Consider the following 16217-nt stretch of genomic DNA (forward strand, 5'->3'; position numbering starts at 1 on the left):
CCTTGCTAGGGTAGCAGGCATGAACCTGCTGAAATCCACCGGTACCATTGCCGGCCTGACTCTGGTCAGCCGCATTTTCGGCTTTGTCCGCGATATCATGCTGGCCCGGATCCTCGGCGCCGGAGCTGCAGCCGATGCCTGGCAGCTGGCCTTCCAGCTACCCAATATTTTCCGCCGCCTGTTTGCCGAAGGTGCTTTTTCGGCTGCCTTCGTGCCGCTGTTCAACCGCAAGATGGAAGCGGATGACGATCGCACGGCGGCGCAGAATTTTGCTATCGACGTGCTCTCGGTATTCGTACCGCTGCTGCTGGTCTTTTCGGCGATCATGATGCTCGTCATGCCCGGCATTATCTGGCTGATCGACGATTTCGGGCGCGGCGAACGAATGGATGACTTTTCGGTGTCACTGGCCCGGATCACCTTCCCCTATCTCGGTCTGATCAGCGTCACTACGTTGTTCGCGGCTATATTGAACTCGCTCAGCCGGTTCGCGGCAGCGGCAGCGGCGCCGATCATGCTCAATATCTGCATGATTACCGCGCTGCTCGCATCCCATCTAGTCAATGACGGCACCGACCCACGGCAGACAGCCTATTTTCTGGCAATTGCAGTGGCCACGGCCGGGCTGGTGCAAATGCTCTGGCTCTATTACTGGGCGCGCAAGACCGGATTCCGCTTTCCGCTCAAAATGCCCAAGTTCAATGCCGATGTGAAAGAACTGGGCGTGCTCATCCTGCCTGCCGTTTTCGGTGCCGGCATCTATCAGATCAGCCGCTTCATCGATCTGTTCTTCCTCGGGCGCCTGCCGGAAGGCTCGTTCGTCTATCTGGCAATGGCGGACCGGCTGAACCAGCTGCCGCTCGGGATTATCGGCATCGCCCTCGGCACCGCTATCCTGCCGGCCCTGTCGCGCTTCATTGCCAAGGATGATCTGGGCGGCGCCCAGCGCCTGCAAAGCAACGCCATCGAACTGGGCCTGCTGCTCACCATTCCGGCTGCCATCGCCCTGTTTTTTGCTGCCGGGCCGCTGGTCACATCTTTCTATGTCGGTGGCAATTTTACCGCCGCCGATGGCCAGACCACCTCTGCGGTTGTCGCTGCGCTGGTCGTCGGATTGCCCGCCTATGTGCTGGTAAAAGTACTGATCCCGGGGTTCTTCGCGCGCAAGGATACCAAGACCCCGGTCTATACCGCCGCGATTTCGCTGGTCATCAACATCACGCTCAATCTGCTGCTAATCCCTCTCTACGGCATCAGGGGCCTCGCCATTGCCGGTGCTATTGCTGCCTGGTGCAATTGCGTGATGCTTTACACGATGCTCCACCGGCGCGGCCATTTTCATCTGGAATGGACCTTGCTGCTCCGGATCGGACGAATCACCCTGTCAGCCGCCGGTATGGCCGTGGTGCTGGTCTACGCCGCACCGATCGGCGAAGGCATGTATGACGGCACGATCTGGCAACGGGTCGGGTCAATCACCGCTCTGGTCAGCGTCGGCGGACTGGTTTATGCCGCGCTCGCATGGCTGACCGGCGCGATAGACCGCGACAAGATCACCATGTTGACGAAGAAAAAAGCGGCGGAAGAAGCCGCAAGCGAAGGAAGTTAAGACAATGCGGACGGTATCGGGCATCCAGCCAACGGGCAATCTCCACCTCGGAAATTATCTGGGCGCGATCAAGAACTGGGTTAAGATGCAGGACGAGAGCGAATGCCTGTTTTTCCTTGCCGATCTGCACGCCATCACGGTGCATAATGACCCGGCCGAACTGTCGACCAATTGCCGCGAAATGGTCGCCGCGCTGGTTGCCGCCGGAGTAGATCCCGACAAATCGATCCTGTTCAATCAGGCGCGCGTGTCGGCCCATCCTGAACTGGCATGGATGCTGATTTGCAACACGCCGATGGGCTGGCTGGACCGGATGACGCAGTTCAAGGAAAAGTCCGGCAAGCACAAGCAGAGATCATCTCTGGGTTTGCTCGGCTATCCGGTACTGCAAGCGGCGGATGTCCTGCTCTATCAGGCCACTCATGTTCCTGTCGGCGACGACCAGAAACAGCATCTCGAACTGGCCCGCGACATTGCGACAAAGTTCAACAGTGATACCGGCACAGAAACCTTCACCCTGCCCGAGCCGTTTATCGGCAAGACAGCGGCGAGGATCATGAGCCTCCGCGACGGCAATGCGAAAATGAGCAAATCGGACCCGTCCGATCTCAGCCGCATCAACATGAGCGATGATGACGAAACCATCGCGCGCAAGATGAAAAAGGCAAAGACCGATCCAGAACCACTTCCTGACAATATGGCCGATCTCGCCGAACGACCGGAAGCGAAAAACCTGATCGGCATCTACGCTGCGCTGGCCGATCAATCGCAGGACGCCGTTATCGCCGAATATGCCGGCAAAGGTTTTGGCGACTTCAAACCGGCGCTTGCCGATCTGGCCGTTAGCAAATTGTCACCCATCCGCGAGCGGTTCGAAGAATTGCGCAAGGACACGAGCGCGATTGACGCAATTTTACGGGACGGCTCGGAAAAAGCCTCGGCATTGGCACGGCCGACGGTGGAAGCCGCCTATGCCGCGCTCGGACTGTTGCGAAACTAGCCACTTTTGCCGCCGCGCCGCTTTGCAACCGGCGCAATAGACTTGCCTGCATCACCGTTTTCGGTAAATGCTAGACCATGGATATTATCTCGATACGCGGCGGCAATCGCCTGTCTGGCACAATCCCGATCTCGGGAGCCAAAAATAGCGCTCTGACCTTGCTGCCATGTGCGCTGCTGACCGATGAACCGGTCACGCTGCGCAACCTGCCAAGGCTGGCCGATGTCGACAGTTTCGGCCATTTGCTCAACCAGCTCGGAGTTTCAACCACGATCGAAGGCGCAAGGCCGGAAGATTTCGGCCGGGTGATGACGCTCAAGGCCGGCCGGATCACCTCGACCGAAGCGCCTTATGATATCGTGCGGAAAATGCGGGCATCGATATTGGTCCTCGGCCCGTTATTGGCGCGCGCCGGAGAATGCCGCGTCTCGCTGCCCGGTGGCTGCGCGATCGGCAACCGGCCGATCGACCTTCATCTCAAGGCTATCGAAGCGCTCGGCGCCACAATTGAAACCACCAGCGGCTATGTGATCGCACGCGTGCCCGATGGCGGCTTGCCCGGCGGCGATTTCAGCTTCCCTGTGGTATCTGTCGGCGCAACGGAAAATGCGTTGATGGCAGCGGTGCTGGCGAACGGCACAAGCATCCTGAGAAACGCCGCACGCGAGCCGGAAATCGTCGACCTTTGCAACATGCTGGTTGCCATGGGTGCCGAAATTGAAGGCATTGGTTCTTCGACATTGACCATCACCGGTGTCGACCGGCTGCACGGATGCACCTACCGGGTGATGTCGGACCGGATCGAAGCGGGCAGCTACGCCTGCGCTGTCGGCATTGCCGGCGGTGAAGTCGATCTGCTGGCCGCCAAGGCCGACGAAATGGAAGCGACACTGGATGCGCTACGGCTCGCTGGCCTGGATATCGACGTCCACGCGAAGGGCATCAGGGTGGCTTCCGACGGCAAGCTCAAACCGCTGACTCTGTCCACCGCTCCCTATCCCGGCCTCGCCACCGACATGCAGGCGCAGCTGATGGCGATGCTCTGCCTCGCCGACGGCGCCAGCGTGCTGACCGAAACGATTTTCGAGAACCGCTACATGCACGTGCCCGAACTCAACCGGATGGGCGCGGACATCGAAACCAAGGGCCGTACCGCCGTGGTCCGGGGCGTCAAGAAACTGACCGGCGCGCCGGTGATGGCAACCGATCTGCGGGCCTCGATGAGTCTCGCGATTGCCGGACTGGCGGCGGAAGGTGAAACCCGCCTGCAACGCATCTACCATCTCGACCGCGGCTATGAACGGCTGGAAGAGAAACTGGCCGCCGTTGGCGCGGATATCGAGCGGATCAGCGGCGATTGAGCGCCTCTCGCTAGCACTTATGGCAGCTTGTCATTGCGGCGCTTTTGCCGTGTAGTCTCTCCGATAATCAGGAGAGGATGAGTCCATGTTTTCAGGACCAATAGAAGACCGGCTGGCCATCCGGGAATTGCACGATGCCTATTGCGATGCCGTGCTGCGCAAGGATCCCGACGACTGGGGTGCTTTGTGGACGGAAGACGCTGTCTGGTCGCTGATGGGCACCGAAGTTGTCGGCCGCGAAAATATCGTCAATCTCTGGAACGGCGCCATGAGCCAGTTTGATGCCGTGAGCTTTCTCGGCATACCCGCCAGCCTGGAAGTCACCGGCGATACGGCGTCCGGTCGCTATCAAACCCACGAGATATTGGTCGAAAAGGGCGAGCCGCGGGTAGCCGGCGGCCGCTATGATGATGAATTTGTCAAAGTCGACGGCCAGTGGCTGTACAGCAAACGCATATTCGTTGTCGTCGCGCAATTTGGCGGAAACAAGCTTTAGGAGCATTTGGAACATGGCGAAAATATTGATCGCGGCGCATATCGATGTGGAACCGGCGACGCGCGAAGAATGCTTGAAGAAGGCACAGCCGTTTATCGATGGCGCGTTGAGCCAGGCTGGCTGCCTCTGTTACAGCTGGGCCGCCGACATGGATAAGCCTTCGCGCATCGAAGTGTTTGAGGAATGGACCGACGAGGAAGCCCTCGCCCAGCATTTTCAGGACGTGCATTATGCCAACATGCTCGCCCATATTGGCAGCTTTGGTCTGATCAACGCTGTCAGTGCCAAATATCGCGTGGATGCCGAAGGCCCGGTTTATAACGCCGAAGGTAAACCCACGCCATCTTTTGACTAATACAAGCAGGAACCCGTCATGAACGAAGCCGTGTCAAAATCCCTTTTCCAACCGGATATCCTGGTTGATCCGTTTGAATTTTATGAAGAAAAGCGCGCTAAGACGCCGGTCTTTTTTGACGAGGCAAGCGGCACTTACGTGGTTCTGGACTATGATCTGATCTCGGAAGCCGTTGGTCGCCTGGACGATTTTTCCAACAATTTTAATGCGCTGCTCTCTGGTGGAAAATCCGAAGAAGAGCTCGAGAATGACGAGGAATTGCAGGCGATTCAGGCGAAGGGCTGGCCGCAGGTCAACACCTTGCTCACCGCCGACCAGCCAGTCCACACACGGTTCCGCAAGCTGGTAAATCTCGCTTTCTCCATGCCGAAAGTGAACAAGCTCGAAGACAGCATGCGCGAAATGTCGAACGAACTGATCGACAATTTCATCGACAAGGACGAATGCGAATTTGTCGAGGAATATGCGATTCCGATGCCGGTCCGGACCATTGCCGTGCAACTCGGTCTCGACGTGGCCGACGCCCATACGATCAAGCGCTGGACCAATGCTTTCGTCGACCGCTTGTCCGGTATGATGACCCGCGAGCGGCAGCTGGAAACCGAGCGCGAAGTTGTCGAATATCAGCACGCGCTGAAAGCCAATATGGACGAGCGACGCAAGGAAGCAAAAAACGACATATTGTCCGATCTGGTCAACGCCCAGGTTGATGGCGAGCGCCCGCTCGACGATGCAGAATCGCTCTCGATCGTGCAGCAGTTGATGGTCGCCGGCAATGAAACCACAACTGCGGCCCTTGCCGAAGGCATGCGGCTTTTTGCTACCAACCCGGACCAGTATAAGAAGATTCAGGATGATCCCTCGCTGATCCCCAATGCGGTCGAGGAAGTGCTGCGCATGTCGAGCGGTTCGTCGGGCATCTGGCGGGTTATGCACCGCGATGCCGAACTGGGCGGCGTGATGCTGCCGAAAGGCGCGATGGTGATGATGCGCTATCACGCTGCCAATCGCGATCCCAAGCAATTTGAAAATCCGAATGAATTCCAGGTTGATCGCAAAAATGCGCGCACCCATCTGGCGTTTGGCAGGGGCATCCACATGTGCGTTGGCAATATGCTGTCGCGCAAGGAAATGACCGTGTCGTTCCAGCAATTTGCCAAGCGCATGGACAATATCCGGATCAAGGAAGGCGCTGAACTCAACTATCCGCCCAACATGATGTTGCGGGGACTGGCCAATCTGCCGATCCTGTTCGACAAGAAGTAGACCGGAAAAACAGGCCAGGAAACAGGAACATATAATGGGCATGATGGACGGAAAAGTCGCGCTGATATCGGGCGGCGCAGAAGGCATTGGCGGAACCGCCGGACGACGGGTTATCGAAGAAGGCGGCTCGGTGATGCTGGCCGACATCCAGATCGACAAAGCGAAGGAACTCGCGGCCTCTCTGGGCGACCGCGCCGATGCGGTCGAGCTCGATGTGCGCAACCTCGACCAGTGGCAGGCTGCCGTCGATGCCACCAAGAAACGCTTTGGCAAGATGACGACGCTGTTCAATGTCGCAGGCATTTCGGAGCCGGGATCAGTCGACGAGGTGGATCTCGAAAGCTGGAACCGCACGATCGACATCAATATGCAGGGCACATTCTACGGTTGCCGTGTCGGACTGCCCGCAATCCTCGAGAGCGGCGAAGACGGCGCGATCGTCAATATCGGCTCGATGCTCGCCATGCGTCCCGGTGCCCAATTCGCCGCTTATTGCGCCAGCAAGGCAGCGGTTACATCGTTGAGCAAATCGCTCGCTCTGCACTGCGCCGCGGAAAAATATCCGGTACGGGTGAATACTGTCCATCCCGGCGCGATCGACACGCCAATGTACCAACGCTATCTCGCCGCCTATCCCGGACCACATGATGAAGCGGTCGAACTGTTCAACCGCAACCATCCGATCAACCGGGTCGGGCAAGCGGTCGAAGTCGCCAATGCGATGCTATGGCTTGCCAGCGACCTGAGCAGCTTCACCACGGCCAATGACATCACCGTCGATGGCGGCGGCAGCTACCGCGAATAGACCGGACAAAAAAAGGTGGCCGGAGCGGGCCACCTTTATCGTCCGGATGTTTTGAAATGCGATATCCGGCGTAGTATTTTTATGAACTAGCGACCGTTGCTGGCAACAATATCGACAACCGTGCCACCGCCCGAACGCTTGTTCAGCGTGATCACATAGGCATCGTCATCATTCGGCTTTGAACCGCCGAGAACATGCTCGCTACCGCGCAACAGATATTCGGCGTCATATCCGCCCTGTTTTGCCTTGGTATAATAGAAATCGACAATGCTCTTGATCGGCGTCGCGGTGGTGAAGCTGACCACCCGAAGGTCGCATTTACCAGCTGCTTCCTGGACATTCGCCTTCGGATAGACCGCAAATTCGGGCGGCATCTTGTTGGCCCAGCCCATGTCGTAGGTCAGCTTTTCCTTGCAGACAGGCTTTTTCGCGCGCGCCTCCTCGAGCTCGGCTTTGTCCCCCAACGTCAATCCTTCATCGTCGGAAGTCATCTGCCGGGGCTTGGGGGCGGTCAGCATCTTACCTCCGAGAGCTGCCTTTGCAGCGGCTCTGCCGTCTTCACCAGTCCCCGGTGGCACCGATCCGTCCGCAGCACTATTGGCACCGCGAATGGCATTCCGGTTAGCCTGATCTGTAAGGTCCGGATCTACAAGGATCGCATCTTCCAGCGCATCATTCATCGCCGGGTCGGAGGTCAGATTGTCGTCCAGTTTCGCCAGTTCTTCTTCGCTGGCTTCATTGCTGCCACAGGCGGCAAGGGTCAGAGGCAGCGCGAAAGCCGCAGCGGACAGCCATAGGGAACGGGAAAGTTTAGACATGCAATTTGCTCCTGAATTTAGGAAAATACATGCATAAAAAGCGTTAATATTTCGTTAGGAAAACTGGTTAATCCGGTGACTCTTTGTTAACCTTTTGTCCTGAATCGGGATTTCAGCCGAACGTATCCGGCCCGTCCAGTTCCCCGAATCGGATCAGACGGGACGTCAGGACGGCGGCCTGGCGATTGACCACAGCTTTTTGATATTCGGGATCCGTGACCATTTCCAGGAACGCGCCGCTATTCGGATAATAGGCGATGAAAGAGGAATCCCACTGCTTGTCATCCGGCCCGGTCACCATAGATTCCATTTTCCCCCGCCAGATGATCGTGCCGCCCACGCGCTGGAATATCGGCCCGCTGGTCTTGCCATATTCTTGATAGGCCCGTTCGCCGCTCCATCCCTTGCCGGCATTGGGATGATCTGCGGGATATTGCGCAGATTCATGGAAGCGCAGCAGATTGAGCATATTGATCGGCACATCGCGGGGCAGCGCCTTGAATGCGTCAAAACTTTCCCGCGTGGGATCCACATAGCGATCTTCGACCATGGTCTGCTCTCCTACTGAAACTGTTTTCTATTCTCTTGCCACTGTTCGCGCGATTGTCCCCAGTCGTCAACCCGCGCATCCTGAAAGGGGTCGGGAAGCTTTGTCGGCCCGCGATTGGCCGAACCAAGCCGCTCCGCCAATCTGATCGAGGCCAGATTATCCGGATCGATCGTATGACAGATATCGCGCCAGCCCAGCGTGTCGACCGCATAGTTCATACTCGCCACCGCCGCTTCCAGCGCATAGCCTTTGCCGACATATTCCGGTGCTACCGCCCAGCCCACTTCGGTGCCGGGCCAGCCTTCGGGATACCAGGGCCCGATCCGGCCAATCCATTGCCCGCTGTCCTTGAGAATGAGCGAGAACATTGCATAGCCGCGCACGCGCCACGCCCCGACCATGGTGCAAAGAACGCGCCAGGATTCCGCGCGGCTTTTTACACCGCCGATATAAGCCATCGTGGCTTCATCCGTCTGAAATTCGGCCCAGGCTTCGAAATCATCACCATTGGGCGGCCGCAAGATCAACCGCTCCGTTTCTATTCTGATATCATCAATGGCCATGGCCTTGTCTCCGTCCCACCAGCAGTCAGCCTACTATGAGCTTTTTGAATTGCAAATGCTTGAAATGACGGTGCACTATGTTTATAATACAGTTATGTTCAATCTTATCTCCATCTTCATCGGCGTCATTGCCCTCATTCTCTCCTTCATCGGTCTGGTTCCCTTGCTGGGATGGACCAACTGGCTGATCCTGCCGATCGCCGGCGTCGGTGCGCTGTTCGGGCTGATCTCTTCGCGCACCAGTGGCATGTATTTCTGTATGATCGTCATGGCCATATGCGCTTTGCGGCTGTGGATCGGCGGCGGCATCATCTGATCGGGTTCCCGGGTTTTCCCGAGGATAGGATTTCTTGATTGCCGGGCGGGCCCGGCCAGCCTAATCGCTGAGCTATGTCCACTGCCCCAGCCACCAGCCGCATCGGCCTCATTCAGGCGTTAATCGCATGCGTGTTCTGGGGCTTGATGCCTGTCTATTTCAAGCTGCTGCAAAATGTCGACGCGCTGGAGGTCGTAGCCCACCGAATCATCTGGTCGGTGCCGCTTCTGATCGTCATCCTCTATTTCCGCAAAAGCCTCGCCAATCTGGGCAATGCGATGATGGATGGCAAATTGCGCTGGGCGATGCTCGCCAGCGCCTCGCTTATCGCGACCAACTGGCTGATCTACGTCTGGGCCGTGCACGAAGATCATATTCTTGCCGCCAGTCTCGGCTATTTTATCAGCCCTTTGCTTAGCGTCTTGCTGGGCAGGATCTTTCTCGGCGAGAAACTCTCCCGCAACAAATGGATCGCCCTTGCGATAGCGTCCGTGGGGGTTTCGGTCCTGGCGATACAAGCACTCGACACGCTCTGGATCAGCCTGGCTCTGGCGATCAGCTGGAGCAGCTACGGGCTGGTCCGCAAGATAGCCGACATTGGCCCGATCGTCGGCCTGACCGCAGAAACCGGTATCTTGTTCCTGCCCTTCATCCTGCTGCTGGTCTGGTTGACCTTTGCCATGCCATCGTCAGCGACAAGTCAGCATCTCGGCGATGACCGAACCCTTGACCTGTTGCTGATCGGCGGCTCCATCGTCACCGCCATCCCGCTGCTGCTGTTCGCCTCGGCGGTCAAGAAAATGACCCTTGGTGCTATCGGACTGCTGAACTATCTCGCGCCGACGATCCAGTTTCTGGTCGGTGTCCTGATCTACAAAGAGCCGCTGACGCCATCCCACATCATATGCTTTGTGCTGATCTGGACCAGCCTCGCGATCTTTTCGACCGATTCCTATCTGGCAGGCAAGGCTGCGCGGAGACCGCAATCCGCCTGAAGTCGCTGGCGTTTCAATGCTATAAAATTCGCCAATTCAATTCAGATCCGGCATGAAACGGGACCAGTGTGGCATCGGCGACTGCGAGGTTTTCGGGGATGACGGCACTGCTGCGTGCCAGAGTTACCTTATCTTCATTCAGCGACAGACCGTAGAAATTGGGGCCATGCTCGGAAGCAAAGCCTTCCAGCCGGTCCAGAGCGCCCTCTTCGTCAAAAACTGCCGCATAGCTTTCCAGCGCATAAGGCGCGTTGAAAATCCCGGCGCAGCCGCAAGCCGATTCCTTGGCGTGGATTTCATGCGGCGCACTGTCGGTACCCAAGAAATATTTCGGCGAGCCGGATGTCGCAGCCTTGCGCAGCGCAAGCCGGTGTATTTCCCGCTTGGCCACCGGCAGGCAATAAGCATGCGGGCGAATGCCGCCAGCAAACATGGCGTTGCGGTTGATATGCAGATGATGGGGCGTGATCGTCGCCGCGACATTGGGGCCGCAGCTGTCAACAAAGCGAACCGCCTGCTCGGTGGTGATATGCTCGAACACGACTTTCAGGTCCGGCAATGCCCCGATCAATGTCTTCATCACCCGCTCGATAAACACCGCTTCGCGATCAAAAATATCAATATCACTATCAGTTACTTCGCCATGGACCAGCAGCGGCATGCCGATCTCCTGCATCCGCTCGAGCACCGGCATGATATGCGCCACATCGGTGACACCGTGCGCGCTATTGGTGGTTGCATTGGCGGGGTAGAGTTTCGCGGCGGTAAAGATTCCAGCTGCGTGGCCCGCAGCAATATCATCCGCGTCCGCATCATCGGTGAGATAGCAGGTCATCAGCGGCGTGAAACCGGACCCGGCCGGCAACGCTGCCATGATCCGGTCGCGATAGGCGGCGGCGCTGGCGGCGCTGGTTACCGGTGGCGAAAGATTGGGCATGATGATCGCCCGGCCAAATTGTTTCGCGGTAAACGGCGCGACTGCTTCCAGCATGGCGCCGTCACGAAGATGCACGTGCCAGTCATCTGGTCGACGGATGGTAATAGTATCGGTCATATAGCTCCGCGTAAGGCTTGGTTTTTCGCTCCGCACACCCTACCTAAATGCCATGACCGAAACCAGACTTAATGACCGCGCCATCATCCGTCTTTCGGCAACGGACGGGTCGGAAGATATCCGCGCGTTTCTGCAGGGGCTGGTGACTCAGGATATGACCGCTGTGGTAGAGGGCGCGCCGCAATGGTCGGCGCTGCTCACCGCGCAGGGAAAAGTCCTGTTCGATTTCTTCCTGTGGGCTGAGGGTGATGACATCCTGATCGACTGTGAACAGGATCAGGCCGACGCATTGGTCAAACGCCTGAAAATCTATCGTCTCCGCCGCAAGATTGAAATCGCCCTGGATAATTCCCTCAGCGTGCACTGGGGCCTGATCGCGGAGAACCAGCCGGTCGACCCGCGATTACCCGCATTGGGGCACCGCTGGCTGGATGCTGCAGCAGATGGTGAAGGAGCCGACGAAGCCTATAGAAAGCATCGCCTGTCCTTCGGCGTGACCGAGGGCTCGGCAGAGCTTGGCAGCGACAAGACATTATGGCTCGAATGCAATGCAGCGGAGCTCAACGGCGTCAGCTTCACCAAAGGCTGCTATGTCGGACAGGAAAATACGGCGCGGATGAATTACCGGCAAAAGGTCAACCGGCGGCTGGTTGTCGTGCCGATTGCGCAGGCCGATGAAAAGCGCCAGCGCATCGCCTACCCCGATTATGATCTGTCCGTGGAACATCGTCGCGTCGACGATCTGAAAGCGCTCGATCTGCCGGACTGGCTGGCGAGAGCGCTGTAACAACGAATAGGCGGGCATCAGCTTCCGCCGCTGCCCGCCTTTGTCTTTGTTAAACCTGGCGTCGCTTAAGCAGCGTCGCTTTCTTCGGTTGCCTTGGGTTTCATCACCCGCTTTTTACGAGCCGGTTTCTTTTCAACTTCGACCTCGGTCGACTGCGAAATTGCCGGTGGCAGGGCGCTGGCATCAAGGCCATTGCTCTCGCCATTTTTCTCTTCGGATTCGTTGCGAACCGGTGCAGCTTCGACCTTGCGCGGGCGCCGGCTGCGAACCGGTTTTTTCTCTTCAGGCGCGTCAGTCGTGGCCGCTTCACCCTGATCATTTCGATCATCGCGTTTCGGACGACTTTGTTGCGCCTGCGGCGGACGGCTGCGCTGTCCATTGCCTTCATTTTCGCTGCTATCATCCTGGCCATTGCCACGATTATCACCACGGTTGTCCGGGCGATTATCCGGACGGTTGTCTCCGCGCGGTTCTTCGCGGGCGATCCGCTGTTCTTCGCGACGGGCAATAGTATCGGCGTTCACACGGAAATAATGATCGGCAAACTGATGATAATATTCGGCCTGGACGCGGTCGCCATTGACCTGTGCGTCCTGCGCCATTTTCTTGAATTTATCGAGCATTTGCACAGCATTGCCACGCGCGCGGTTGTCGATCCGGTTATCGCGATCCGATCCGCCACCGCGGTTGCCCTGGGGGCGGTTATTGGTGTTCCGGCTGCGTCCACGGCGGCCAGGCTGACGATTGTTCATCAAATTTTAGGTATCCTTATACCGATAATAAACTTGGTCTTTCTCAAGTCATAGCCACACTCGGGTGGCGATTGCGCTGCAGACAACCCGTCCACAGCGGCCCATACAAGACAAATGCACGCCGAAAACCAGCAACATTATCGAGTTGGGGGCAGGCCAGAGATTTAGGGAAAAAGCCAGAAATCCTCTGGGCCTACGCAAGTCTTAGCGACTCGATCCATCAAAACCAAGCCCTTTTTACCGGCGGAGGACCAGCAAACGGTCATTTCCGCCCAAATCCTGTTTTAACTCAACATGATAGCCGCTGTCTGTGGCTATTTTTGAAACCGGCTTTGCCTGATCAAAGCCAATTTCAAGCAAGGCTAATCCGGTCAATGAGAGCAGCTTTTCCAGTGCCGGGATGATGATCCTGTAGTCGTCCAGCCCATCTGCGCCGGAGAACAGCGCCTGATGCGGTTCGAAGCCGGCGACATCCGCAGATAATGGAGCAAGAGTCGAGACATAGGGCGGGTTCGCAAGGATCAGATCGAAGCCGGAACCAAGCGCGCTGGTCCAGTCTGCCTCCGTCCAGTCCAGCAGCATAAAACTGGCACGATCCGTCAAGCCGAGCGAATCCGCATTATTGTGGGCAATCTGCAACGCAGCACTGCTGGCATCGATGCCGAGCCCCCTGGCTTCCGGAAATTCATGCAAGGCTGCCAGCACAAGCGCGCCACTGCCGGTGCCCAGATCGACTATCCTGTGCGGATGCGCGGATCCAAATATGCGGACCGCCTCATCGATCAGCAATTCGCTGTCGGGCCGGGGAATCAGCACATCGGGCGTGATCTGGAAATCGAGGCCCCAGAATTCTTTCATGCCGGTGATATGGGCAATCGGTTCCGATTTCTGGCGCCGTTCGACCAGCGCAGAAAATTCTACCGGCGCTTTAAGCTCTGGCAGTTTCAGCAGCAGTTCGGACCGGTCGATGCGCAAGGCATGCGCCATCAGCAATTCCGCGTCGAGGCGCGGGCTGTCGGAAATTTCGGACAGGCCCTGCGCCGCTTCACGCAGTGCGCTGGCCGCATCACCCATCCAGATTGGCGAGCCGGCTGGCTTCATCCTCCGCGATCAATGCGTCGACCATGTCGCCGAGCGCCGTGCCCTCGATGATTTCGGGCAGCTTGTGCAGAGTCAGGTTGATCCGGTGGTCGGTCACCCGTCCCTGCGGATAATTATACGTCCGGATGCGTTCACTACGATCGCCGGAACCGACCATCGACTTGCGCGCTTCGGCTTCCTCGCTCTGCACCGCATCGCGCTCCTGCTCATACATCCGCGCCGCCAGTACCTTCATCGCCTGCGCTTTGTTCTTGTGCTGCGACTTGCCGTCCTGGCATTGCACGACCAGTCCGGTCGGCAAGTGGGTGATGCGAATCGCGCTGTCGGTCTTGTTGACATGCTGGCCACCGGCCCCGCTCGCCCGATAGGTGTCGATGCGCAGGTCTTCGGTGCGGATCTTGATATCGACTTCTTCGGGTTCGGGCAGGATCGCCACCGTCGCCGCGGAAGTATGAATCCGCCCGCCGCTCTCGGTTTCCGGAACCCGCTGGACCCGGTGTACGCCGGATTCGAACTTGAGCTTGGCGAACACGCCCTTGCCCTGGATATTGGCGACCACTTCCTTGAAGCCGCCGACTTCCGAAGCATTGGCGGAGATCATCTCGACCTTCCAGCCCTGGTCCTCGGCATAGCGAGTGTACATGCGGTACAGATCACCGGCAAAAAGCGCAGCCTCGTCGCCACCGGTGCCGGCGCGGATTTCGAGCATCGCGGGCCGGTCATCGGCGCTGTCCTTGGGCAGCAATTGCAGCGCCAGAGCATGTTCGGCCTTTTCCAGCGCCTTCTTCACGCCATCGACCTCGTCAGAAGCCATCGCCTTCATCTCCGCATCATCCCCGGCGAGCATTTCGGCCAATCCCTGCTGCTCATCGCGCAAGGCTTTGACGCTGGCAGCAGCTTCGGCAACCGGTTCAATCTCGGCATATTCCTTCGAGACAGAGACAAATTTCTCGCTGTCGAGATCGCCTGACGCCATCATCGCCTGAAGTTCGGCAAAACGTGCCTCGATCTGCGCCAGTCTTTGCGGGGTAATGGTGGTCAACCATCCTCTCCCAGCCGTGCCACATCCTGCTCCAGATCATTCAGATCCGCATCAAGATTCGCGAGGTCATCGGAAAATCTCAGGTCCCACATTTTTTCGATGATTTCCGTAACATCCAGCCCAGTCTGCTCACCCGTAGCCAGATTTTTGAACTGCAGTTTGCCGGACGCCAGCTCGTCTTCGCCAATGATAATCGCCGCCGAGGCACCTGCCTGATTGGCGCGCGCCATGCGTTTTTTGAACTTTCCGCTACCGAAAATATCAGCTGAAAATCCGGTTTTGCGCAGTTCGTTCGCCACCGACAGCGCCTTGACCGTGGCATCATCGCCCATCGGCACGATGGCCAGCTCCAGTGAAGCTTCGGGCACTTCGGTAAGCAACATGCCTAACCGCTCGATACCGGCAGCCCAGCCAACAGCAGGGGTTGCGGGGCCACCAAGAGTTTCGATCAAACCATCATAGCGTCCGCCAGCCAGCACCGTGCCCTGTGCGCCCAGCCGGTCAGTGACAAATTCAAACGCCGTGTGGCGATAATAATCAAGCCCGCGCACCAGCCGGCTGTTGCGCGTCCACGCTACGCCGCATGCATCAAGTCCTTCAGTAACCTGCGCAAAAAATTTCTTCGCCTCGCTCGACAGATAGGCGTCAATATCCGGAGCAGCATCTGCAATCGGGCGGTCCTGCCGTTCCTTGCTATCGAGAATCCTGAGCGGATTGCGCTCCAAACGGTCCTGACTGTCTTCCGATAGCTCCTTGCGATGCGCCTGAAAATGCTCGACCAGCGCATCACGCCAGGCATCGCGGCTTTCGGCATCCCCCAAAGTGTTGAGCTGCAAGGTTACGCCATCGGCTATGCCCAGTTCCTGCAGGAGTTGGTCGGCGAAGCAAAGCAATTCCACATCCGCCGTGGCTTCGCTGGTACCGATTATCTCTGCGTCGAGCTGGTGAAACTGCCGGTAGCGGCCCTTTTGCGGCCGCTCGTAGCGGAACAGTGGGCCATGTGCGGAAATTTTGAGCGGCATATGTTGCTGCCAGCCATTGGTCAGAAAAGCACGCGAGATACCCGCGGTAAATTCCGGCCGCAGGGTCAGGCTATCACCGCCACGATCCTCGAATGAGTACATTTCCTTCGACACCACATCGGTGGTCTCGCCGAGCGAGCGGGCAAAAACCGCCGTCGGTTCAAAGACCGGCATTTGTACACCCTTGAAACCGTAGAGTCGCCGCACGCGCTCGAACGTCTCGACCACATGCTGGAACCGCTCCTGATCTTCGCCAAATATATCCTGCGTGCCGCGCACCGGCTGGGGTGTCTGTATCTTTGCCATGGAGAGCGCTTTAGCCAGT

18 protein-coding genes are annotated in these 16217 nt (G+C 57.8%); 10 read left to right on the plus strand and 8 right to left on the minus strand.

Annotated features, from left to right (window positions below):
- Positions 1-19 precede the first annotated feature (19 nt).
- The 7 genes from murJ (at position 20) to ACWFTY_RS01020 (ending at position 6892) form a co-directional block, all read left to right on the plus strand.
- Positions 20-1609: a murein biosynthesis integral membrane protein MurJ gene (gene murJ, locus ACWFTY_RS00990; RefSeq protein ID WP_447525541.1), complete on the plus strand. Its 1590-nt coding sequence runs from the start codon at positions 20-22 to the stop codon at positions 1607-1609.
- Between the two features lie 4 nt (positions 1610-1613).
- The gene (trpS, locus tag ACWFTY_RS00995; protein ID WP_447525542.1) at positions 1614-2609 is read left to right on the plus strand and encodes a tryptophan--tRNA ligase; all 996 of its coding nucleotides are present in this window, start codon (positions 1614-1616) and stop codon (positions 2607-2609) included.
- 77 nt (positions 2610-2686) lie between these two features.
- Positions 2687-3970 carry a UDP-N-acetylglucosamine 1-carboxyvinyltransferase gene (gene murA, locus ACWFTY_RS01000; protein ID WP_447525543.1) on the plus strand — a complete coding sequence of 428 codons (1284 nt, stop codon included), beginning with the start codon at positions 2687-2689 and terminating at the stop codon, positions 3968-3970.
- An 85-nt stretch (positions 3971-4055) separates the two neighbouring features.
- Complete coding sequence (locus tag ACWFTY_RS01005; RefSeq protein WP_447525544.1) at positions 4056-4466, plus strand: nuclear transport factor 2 family protein; 411 nt, start codon at positions 4056-4058, stop codon at positions 4464-4466.
- 13 nt (positions 4467-4479) lie between these two features.
- Positions 4480-4821 carry a putative quinol monooxygenase gene (locus tag ACWFTY_RS01010; RefSeq protein WP_447525545.1) on the plus strand — a complete coding sequence of 114 codons (342 nt, stop codon included), beginning with the start codon at positions 4480-4482 and terminating at the stop codon, positions 4819-4821.
- 18 nt (positions 4822-4839) lie between these two features.
- Entirely contained in the window at positions 4840-6087 is a 1248-nt protein-coding gene (locus ACWFTY_RS01015) for a cytochrome P450 (protein WP_447525546.1), read from the plus strand.
- A gap of 40 nt (positions 6088-6127) precedes the next feature.
- Complete coding sequence (locus ACWFTY_RS01020; protein WP_447525547.1) at positions 6128-6892, plus strand: SDR family oxidoreductase; 765 nt, start codon at positions 6128-6130, stop codon at positions 6890-6892.
- An 86-nt stretch (positions 6893-6978) separates the two neighbouring features.
- Here the strand turns inward: ACWFTY_RS01020 and ACWFTY_RS01025 are convergent, their stop codons facing one another.
- The 3 genes from ACWFTY_RS01025 to ACWFTY_RS01035 all read right to left on the minus strand — a co-directional run bounded on the left by ACWFTY_RS01025 (position 6979) and on the right by ACWFTY_RS01035 (position 8823).
- Complete coding sequence (locus tag ACWFTY_RS01025) at positions 6979-7710, minus strand: hypothetical protein (RefSeq protein WP_447525548.1); 732 nt, start codon at positions 7708-7710, stop codon at positions 6979-6981.
- Positions 7711-7822: 112 nt separating this feature from the next.
- Entirely contained in the window at positions 7823-8260 is a 438-nt protein-coding gene (locus ACWFTY_RS01030; protein ID WP_447525549.1) for a DUF1330 domain-containing protein, read from the minus strand.
- A gap of 11 nt (positions 8261-8271) precedes the next feature.
- Positions 8272-8823: a GNAT family N-acetyltransferase gene (locus tag ACWFTY_RS01035; RefSeq protein WP_447525550.1), complete on the minus strand. Its 552-nt coding sequence runs from the start codon at positions 8821-8823 to the stop codon at positions 8272-8274.
- 64 nt (positions 8824-8887) lie between these two features.
- Here ACWFTY_RS01035 and ACWFTY_RS01040 point away from each other — a divergent pair, with 64 nt between their 5' ends.
- Both ACWFTY_RS01040 and rarD read left to right on the plus strand, forming a co-directional pair.
- Positions 8888-9139 (plus strand): hypothetical protein, encoded by a 252-nt coding sequence (locus ACWFTY_RS01040; RefSeq protein WP_447525551.1) that lies wholly within the window; start codon positions 8888-8890, stop codon positions 9137-9139.
- Between the two features lie 74 nt (positions 9140-9213).
- Positions 9214-10134 (plus strand): EamA family transporter RarD, encoded by a 921-nt coding sequence (gene rarD, locus ACWFTY_RS01045; protein ID WP_447525552.1) that lies wholly within the window; start codon positions 9214-9216, stop codon positions 10132-10134.
- 19 nt (positions 10135-10153) lie between these two features.
- Here rarD and pyrC read toward each other — a convergent pair whose 3' ends face one another.
- The gene (gene pyrC / locus ACWFTY_RS01050; protein WP_447525553.1) at positions 10154-11188 is read right to left on the minus strand and encodes a dihydroorotase; all 1035 of its coding nucleotides are present in this window, start codon (positions 11186-11188) and stop codon (positions 10154-10156) included.
- Positions 11189-11240: 52 nt separating this feature from the next.
- On the opposite strand from pyrC, the gene ygfZ reads away from it, so the two are divergent.
- Positions 11241-11975, plus strand: coding sequence for a CAF17-like 4Fe-4S cluster assembly/insertion protein YgfZ (ygfZ, locus tag ACWFTY_RS01055; RefSeq protein WP_447525554.1), 735 nt, complete (start codon positions 11241-11243; stop codon positions 11973-11975).
- A gap of 65 nt (positions 11976-12040) precedes the next feature.
- Here ygfZ and ACWFTY_RS01060 read toward each other — a convergent pair whose 3' ends face one another.
- The 4 genes from ACWFTY_RS01060 to hisS form a co-directional block, all read right to left on the minus strand.
- Positions 12041-12727: a DUF4167 domain-containing protein gene (locus ACWFTY_RS01060; RefSeq protein ID WP_447525555.1), complete on the minus strand. Its 687-nt coding sequence runs from the start codon at positions 12725-12727 to the stop codon at positions 12041-12043.
- A 237-nt stretch (positions 12728-12964) separates the two neighbouring features.
- Entirely contained in the window at positions 12965-13801 is an 837-nt protein-coding gene (prmC, locus tag ACWFTY_RS01065) for a peptide chain release factor N(5)-glutamine methyltransferase (protein WP_447525556.1), read from the minus strand.
- The gene (gene prfA / locus ACWFTY_RS01070) at positions 13794-14870 is read right to left on the minus strand and encodes a peptide chain release factor 1 (RefSeq protein ID WP_447525557.1); all 1077 of its coding nucleotides are present in this window, start codon (positions 14868-14870) and stop codon (positions 13794-13796) included. Before prfA ends, prmC begins: the two co-directional genes overlap by 8 nt.
- Entirely contained in the window at positions 14867-16198 is a 1332-nt protein-coding gene (gene hisS, locus ACWFTY_RS01075; protein WP_447525558.1) for a histidine--tRNA ligase, read from the minus strand. The genes prfA and hisS overlap by 4 nt, the downstream gene beginning before the upstream one ends.
- Positions 16199-16217 lie beyond the last annotated feature (19 nt).

Source organism: Parasphingorhabdus sp. NYA22, from assembly GCF_976973735.1.